Origin of the sequence: Zavarzinia sp., assembly GCF_049306435.1 — a bacterium.
Taxonomy (GTDB): Bacteria; Pseudomonadota; Alphaproteobacteria; order Zavarziniales; family Zavarziniaceae; genus Zavarzinia.
Window position 1 is genome coordinate 1 of sequence record NZ_JBAQRT010000268.1, and the last position, 5,902, is coordinate 5,902.

Annotated in this window: 9 protein-coding genes; all 9 read left to right on the top strand. The window is 69.0% G+C overall.

Annotated features, from left to right (window positions below; genetic code table 11):
• Positions 1–375 (top strand): ATP-binding cassette domain-containing protein (locus WAZ62_RS15195; protein WP_422644381.1); only part of this gene is annotated, 375 nt, incomplete at its 5' end.
• A gap of 139 nt (positions 376–514) precedes the next feature.
• Positions 515–1,180 carry a heme exporter protein CcmB gene (gene ccmB / locus WAZ62_RS15200; protein ID WP_422644382.1) on the top strand — a complete coding sequence of 222 codons (666 nt, stop codon included), beginning with the start codon at positions 515–517 and terminating at the stop codon, positions 1,178–1,180.
• 54 nt (positions 1,181–1,234) lie between these two features.
• Positions 1,235–1,960 carry a heme ABC transporter permease gene (locus tag WAZ62_RS15205; RefSeq protein ID WP_422644389.1) on the top strand — a complete coding sequence of 242 codons (726 nt, stop codon included), beginning with the start codon at positions 1,235–1,237 and terminating at the stop codon, positions 1,958–1,960.
• Between the two features lie 5 nt (positions 1,961–1,965).
• Positions 1,966–2,160: a heme exporter protein CcmD gene (gene ccmD, locus WAZ62_RS15210; RefSeq protein ID WP_422644383.1), complete on the top strand. Its 195-nt coding sequence runs from the start codon at positions 1,966–1,968 to the stop codon at positions 2,158–2,160.
• Positions 2,157–2,648: a cytochrome c maturation protein CcmE gene (ccmE, locus tag WAZ62_RS15215; protein ID WP_422644384.1), complete on the top strand. Its 492-nt coding sequence runs from the start codon at positions 2,157–2,159 to the stop codon at positions 2,646–2,648. The genes ccmD and ccmE overlap by 4 nt, the downstream gene beginning before the upstream one ends.
• Entirely contained in the window at positions 2,645–4,609 is a 1,965-nt protein-coding gene (locus tag WAZ62_RS15220) for a heme lyase CcmF/NrfE family subunit (RefSeq protein WP_422644385.1), read from the top strand. Before ccmE ends, WAZ62_RS15220 begins: the two co-directional genes overlap by 4 nt.
• A gap of 9 nt (positions 4,610–4,618) precedes the next feature.
• Positions 4,619–5,164: a DsbE family thiol:disulfide interchange protein gene (locus WAZ62_RS15225; protein ID WP_422644386.1), complete on the top strand. Its 546-nt coding sequence runs from the start codon at positions 4,619–4,621 to the stop codon at positions 5,162–5,164.
• Complete coding sequence (locus tag WAZ62_RS15230) at positions 5,161–5,637, top strand: cytochrome c-type biogenesis protein (RefSeq protein ID WP_422644387.1); 477 nt, start codon at positions 5,161–5,163, stop codon at positions 5,635–5,637. The genes WAZ62_RS15225 and WAZ62_RS15230 overlap by 4 nt, the downstream gene beginning before the upstream one ends.
• Positions 5,634–5,902 (top strand): c-type cytochrome biogenesis protein CcmI (gene ccmI / locus WAZ62_RS15235; RefSeq protein WP_422644388.1); only part of this gene is annotated, 269 nt, incomplete at its 3' end. The genes WAZ62_RS15230 and ccmI, both read left to right, overlap by 4 nt.

Genomic DNA, 5,902 nt, shown 5'->3' on the forward strand with positions numbered 1-5,902 from the left:
GGCCATGGCGACGCGTTGAAACTCGCCCTGACCGCCTTCGACAATCTCGCCTTCTGGGCCCGCTTCGAGGGCACGCCGGTCGACGCCGTCGACGCCGCCCTCGACCGTTTCGGGCTGGGCGCCCTCGGGCCCCTGCCGGCGGGCGTGCTTTCGGCCGGGCAGAAGCGCCGCCTCGGCCTTGCCCGCCTCGCCCTCGCCCCTCGCCCCCTGTGGCTGCTGGACGAGCCGACGGTCAGCCTCGACGCCGCCTCGGTCGAATTGCTGGCCGGGCTGATCTGGGATCATCGCGCCGTCGGCGGCATGGTGGTGGTCGCCACCCATGACGGCCTGGCGCTGCCCAATGCCCGGACCTTCGTTCTGGAGAAGGCGGCATGACGCTGTTTTTCGTGGAACGCACCCACCTCACCCCCCGCCCACTCCCCCCCCAAGCGGGCGGAGAGGGGGCCGCTTCTCCCTCACCGCCCTTCAGGGGGGAGAGGGCCGGGGTGAGGTGGGCTTTCGACGAGGCTTCGCGATGAGTGCCTTCCTCGCCCTGTTGCGGCGCGACCTGCGCCTCGCCTTCGCGCAAGGCGGCTCGGTCGGGCTGGTCATCGGCTTTTTCGTCATCGCGGCGACGCTGTTCCCCCTCGCCTCCGGGCCGGAGCGGGCGGAACTGGCGCGGGTGGCGCCGGCCGTGATCTGGATCGGCGCCCTGCTGGCGACCCTGCTGTCGCTCGATCGGCTGTTCCAGGCCGATCTCGAGGACGGCAGCCTCGACCTGCTGCTGGTCGGCGGCGCGCCGGCCTCGGTCGTTGTGCTGGCGAAATGTCTGGCGCATTGGCTCTCGACCGGATTGCCGCTCGTTCTCGTCTCGCCGCTGCTTGGCCTCCTGCTTGGCCTCGATCCGGTGGGCACCCTCATGCTGGTGAAGACGCTGCTGCTCGGCACGCCGACCCTGTCGCTGATCGGCGCGGTCGGCGCGGGATTGACCGTGGGGGTGCGGCGGGCCGGCATCCTGATCGCCGTGCTCATCCTGCCGCTTTACGTGCCGGTGCTGATCTTCGGGGCGGGGGCGGTCGATCTCGCCACCCTCGGCCTCGATGCCGGGCCGTCGCTGGCGCTTCTGGGGGCCGTGCTGTTGGTCAGCCTGCCGGTCGGCACCCTGGGGGCGGCTGCGGCACTTCGCCTTGCTGTACTTTAGCATGATTTGGATCATGTTGTCGGGCGGGGCGGTCAGGGATAAGACTTCATCATGTTGACGCGCCTCGCCAACCCGACCCGTTTCCTGCGCCTCGCCGACCGGCTTCTGCCCTGGCTCGGCGCCGCGACCGTGCTTGCCTTCATCGCCGGCCTCGTCTGGGGCCTCGGCTTCGCGCCGGCGGATTACCAGCAGGGCGACACCGTACGCATCATGTTCGTCCATGTGCCCGCCGCCTGGCTCGCCATGTTCGGCTATTCCTTCATGGCGGTCGCGAGTTTCGTCGGCCTCGTGTGGAAACATCCGCTGGCCGATGTCGCGGCCAAGGCGGCGGCGCCGCTGGGCGCCGGCTTCTGCCTCGTCGCCCTCGTCACCGGCTCGCTCTGGGGCCAGCCGATGTGGGGCACCTGGTGGGTGTGGGACGCGCGGCTCACCTCCATGCTGGTGCTGTTCTTCCTCTATGTCGGCTATATCGCCCTGTGGTCGGCGATTGACGAGCCGGAACGGGCGTCGAAGGCGGCGGCCATTCTCGCCCTCGTCGGCGCGGTCAATGTGCCGATCGTGAAATTCTCGGTCGACTGGTGGTCGACCTTGCACCAACCCTCCTCGGTGATGCGCCTCGACGGGCCGACCATCGACCCCTCGATCCTGTGGCCGCTGCTGGTCAACGCCATCGCCTTCCAGCTTTATTTCGTCACGGTCCTCTTGTGGCGGATGAAGGCGGAGCTGATCGGCCGGCGGGTGCGGGCGCTCACCCTCGGCCTCGCCGCCCGGGAAGCTTGAACGTCATGGACGCCGTCACCACCTTTCTCGCCATGGGCGGTTATGCCGCTTTCGTCTGGCCGTCCTTCGCCCTGACCTTCGCCGTCGTGATCGGCCTCGCCATCGCCAGCCGCCGGTCCTTACGCAAGGCGCAGCGCCAGCTGGCCCTTCTGGAACAATCGAGGCCGGCGCGTCGCGCCCGGCCGGGAAAAGCCGCATGACCCCGCGCAAACGTCGCCGCCTGACGATCGCCATCGCCGGCCTTGCCTGCCTTGGCGCCGCCGCCGGTCTTGTCCTTTATTCGCTGGGCGACCAGCTGGTGTTCTTCCTGTCGCCGACCGATGTCGTCGCCAAGGCGCCGCCGCCCAGCCAGCGCATCCGCATCGGCGGCCTCGTCGAGCAGGGCTCGGTCAAGCGCAGCGACGACGGCAAGACCATCGAATTCCACGTCACCGACCTGACGACCAGCGTGTCCGTCACCTATCACGGCATCCTGCCCGCCCTGTTCCGCGAGGGCCAGGGCGTGGTCGCCGAAGGCAACCGCCAGCAGGACGGCAGCGTCCTCGCCGCCGAGGTCCTGGCGAAGCATGACGAGACCTATATGCCGAAGGAAGTCGTCGAGGCGCTGAAGGCTTCGGGGCGCTGGAAGGAAGGCGATCCGCTACCCGAGGGGCCGCATCCCGGCACGGAAACGGGACAGAAGCCATGATCGCCGAACTCGGCCATTTCGCCCTCATTCTCGCCTTCATCGTCGCCCTGGTGCAGGGCATCGTGCCGATGGCGGGCGCCGCGCGCGGCCATGGGCCGTCGATGAAACTGGCGGATACCGCCGCCGTCCTCCAGTTCCTGCTGGTCGCCGGGGCCTTCGCCGCCCTCGTCCATGCCTATGTGACGTCCGACTTCTCGCTGGTGAATGTCTACAGCAACAGCCATTCGCAGAAACCGATGCTCTACAAGGTGACCGGCGTCTGGGGCAATCACGAGGGTTCGCTGCTGCTCTGGGCGTTGATGCTCACCCTGTTCGGGGCCATGGTCGCGCTGTTCGGGCGCAATCTGCCGGACGGTTTCCGGGCGCGGGCGCTGGCGGTGCAGGGGCTGGTCGGCGTCGGCTTCCTCGCCTTCATGATCTTTACCTCCAATCCCTTCGCGCGGATCGATCCCGCCCCGCTCGAGGGTAACGGCCTCAACCCGATCCTGCAGGACCCGGGCCTCGCCTTCCATCCGCCCTTCCTCTATGCCGGCTATGTCGGCATCTCGATCGCCTTCTCCTTCGCCGTCGCCGCCCTGATCGAAGGAAGGGTGCCGCCCTCCTGGGCGCGCTGGGTGCGGCCCTGGACCCTGGCCGCCTGGTCGGCCCTGACCATCGGCATCAGCGGCGGCTCCTACTGGGCCTATTACGAACTGGGCTGGGGCGGTTTCTGGTTCTGGGATCCGGTCGAGAATGCCTCGCTCATGCCCTGGCTGGCGGCGACCGCGCTGTTGCATTCCGCGATCGTCGTCGAGAAGCGCGACACGCTGAAAAGCTGGACCATCCTGCTTGCCATTCTCGCCTTCTCGCTGTCGCTGCTCGGCACTTTCCTCGTCCGCTCGGGCGTGCTCACCTCGGTCCATGCCTTCGCCTCCGACCCGACCCGGGGCTTCTTCATTCTGATCTTCCTGCTGGCGGTCACCGGCGGCGCGCTCACCCTTTACGCCATTCGCGCACCGGCGCTGAAGGCGGGCGGGCTGTTCCAGACCGTCTCGCGGGAAAGCTCCCTCGTCCTCAACAACCTGTTGCTGGCGACGGCGACAGCGACCGTGCTGCTCGGCACGCTCTATCCGCTGATCCTCGACGTGCTGGGCGGGGCCAAGGTCTCGGTCGGGCCGCCTTATTATAACGCGACATTCATGCCGATCATGGTGCCGCTGATCCTCGCCCTCGGCATCGGGCCGCTGCTGCCGTGGAAGCGCGGCAGCCTGGTGACGGCTCTGGCCAAGGTGAAACTGGCCGCGGCGCTGGCGGTCCTGGGCGGTATCGCCATCGTGCTGGCGACGACCGATGCGCCGGTCCTGGCCGTGCTCGGCTTCGTGCTCGCCTTCTTCCTTGGCGGGGCGGTGCTGGTCGAACTCGCCCAAAGGGTGCAGCTGGCGAAACTCGGCCCCGTGGGTGCCTTCCGGCGTCTCGTCACCCTGCCACGCGGCGCCATGGGCATGAGTCTGGCCCATTTCGGCATGGCGGTCTCGGTCATCGGCATCGCCGCCGCGACCGGCTTTTCGCAGGAACATCTCGGCGTCATGAAGGTGAACGACACGGTCGACATCGCCGGCTACAGCCTGACGTTCCGGGGTGTCGAGGATGTGCCGGGGCCGAATTACGCCGCGACCCGGGGCCGCTTCGAGGTCGAGGGGGTCGGCACCCTGTCGCCCGAGACGCGGAAGTTCCGCGCCCCGCCCATGGAAACGACCGAAGCGTCGATCCATTCGACGCCGATCGGCGATCTCTATGTCGTCGTCGGCGAGAAGACCGGGCCGGGCTATGCCACCCGCATCTACTGGAAACCCTTCGTCATGTGGATCTGGGCCGGTGGCCTGATGATGGCCTTCGGTGGTCTCGTCTCGCTCAGCGACCGGCGCCTGCGGGTCGGCGCCCCGGTGCGGCGTGCCGCCGCGCAGGCCCAGCCGGCGGAATAGGGCAGGGACATGAACGGCAAATATCGCTTCATGCTGGCGGCCCTGCCGCTCGCCGTCGTCATCGGCCTGTCGGGCTTCTTCTACGACCGGCTGGGCAAGGACCCGGGCGAACTGCCCTCGGCCCTGATCGGCAAGCCGGTGCCCGACTTCACCCTGCCCGGCCTCGACGAGGGCACGCCGGGCCTCGCCAGCGCCGACCTTCGCGCCGGCACGGTCACGGTGGTCAATGTCTTCGCCTCCTGGTGCGCGCCCTGCCGGATCGAGCATCCGATGCTGAGCGCCCTCGCCAAGGTGCCGAAGATCCGCCTCGTCGGCCTCGCCTACAAGGACAAGCCCGAGGCGACGCGCGCCTTCCTCGGCGAACTGGGCAATCCTTACGCGCTGATCGGCGCCGATGTGACCGGCCGGGTCGCCATCGACTGGGGCGTCTATGGCGTGCCTGAAACCTATCTGGTCTCGCCCGCGGGCGAGATCGTGTGGAAGCACGTCGGCCCCCTCGACGAAGCGGTGATCCGCGGCGAATTGCTGCCCCGGGCCGAGAAGCTGCTGAAATGAGCTATTCGCGCATCCTGTCCGGTGCCTTGCTGGCGCTGGGTCTGCTGACCGGAACCGCCCTTGCCATCGGCGTCGACGAGCCCATGGCCGACCCGGCGATGGAGGCGAAGGCGCGCGAGATTTCGCGCGGCCTGCGCTGCCTCGTCTGCCAGAACCAGTCGATCGAGGATTCCAACGCGCCGCTGGCCGCCGATCTGCGCCATATCGTGCGCGAGCGTCTCGCCGCCGGTGACGACGAGGCGGCGATCCAGCGTTACCTCGTCGATCGCTACGGCGACTGGGTGCTGCTGCGCCCGCCCCTCGAGCCGGCGACCTTCGCCCTCTGGTTCGGGCCCTTCGCGCTGCTGGCGCTCGGCGCCGGCATCATCCTGTGGCGCCGACGCCGGCCCGGCGCGGAGCCCGAGGCGCAGGCCCTGACGGCGGAAGAGCGGGCAAGGCTGGACAGCCTGCTGAAGGACGAGGACCCGGCATGATGTTCGTCGCCTTCGGGCTGCTGGCGGCCGTGGTCGCCATCCTTCTGCTGCGCCCGCTGATGCGCGCCGGCGCCGGCCCCGATGCCGCCACGGCGGAACGCGCGGTGTACCGCGACCAGCTGGCGGAACTGGCGGCGGAGGCGGCCAACGGCCAGATCTCCGGCCTCGATGCCGAGAACGCCAAACTGGAAATCGAGCGCCGCCTGCTGCGCGTCGGCGCGGGGCGCAAACTGTCCGGCCGGCCGTCGCTGGTGCTGGCCTTCGC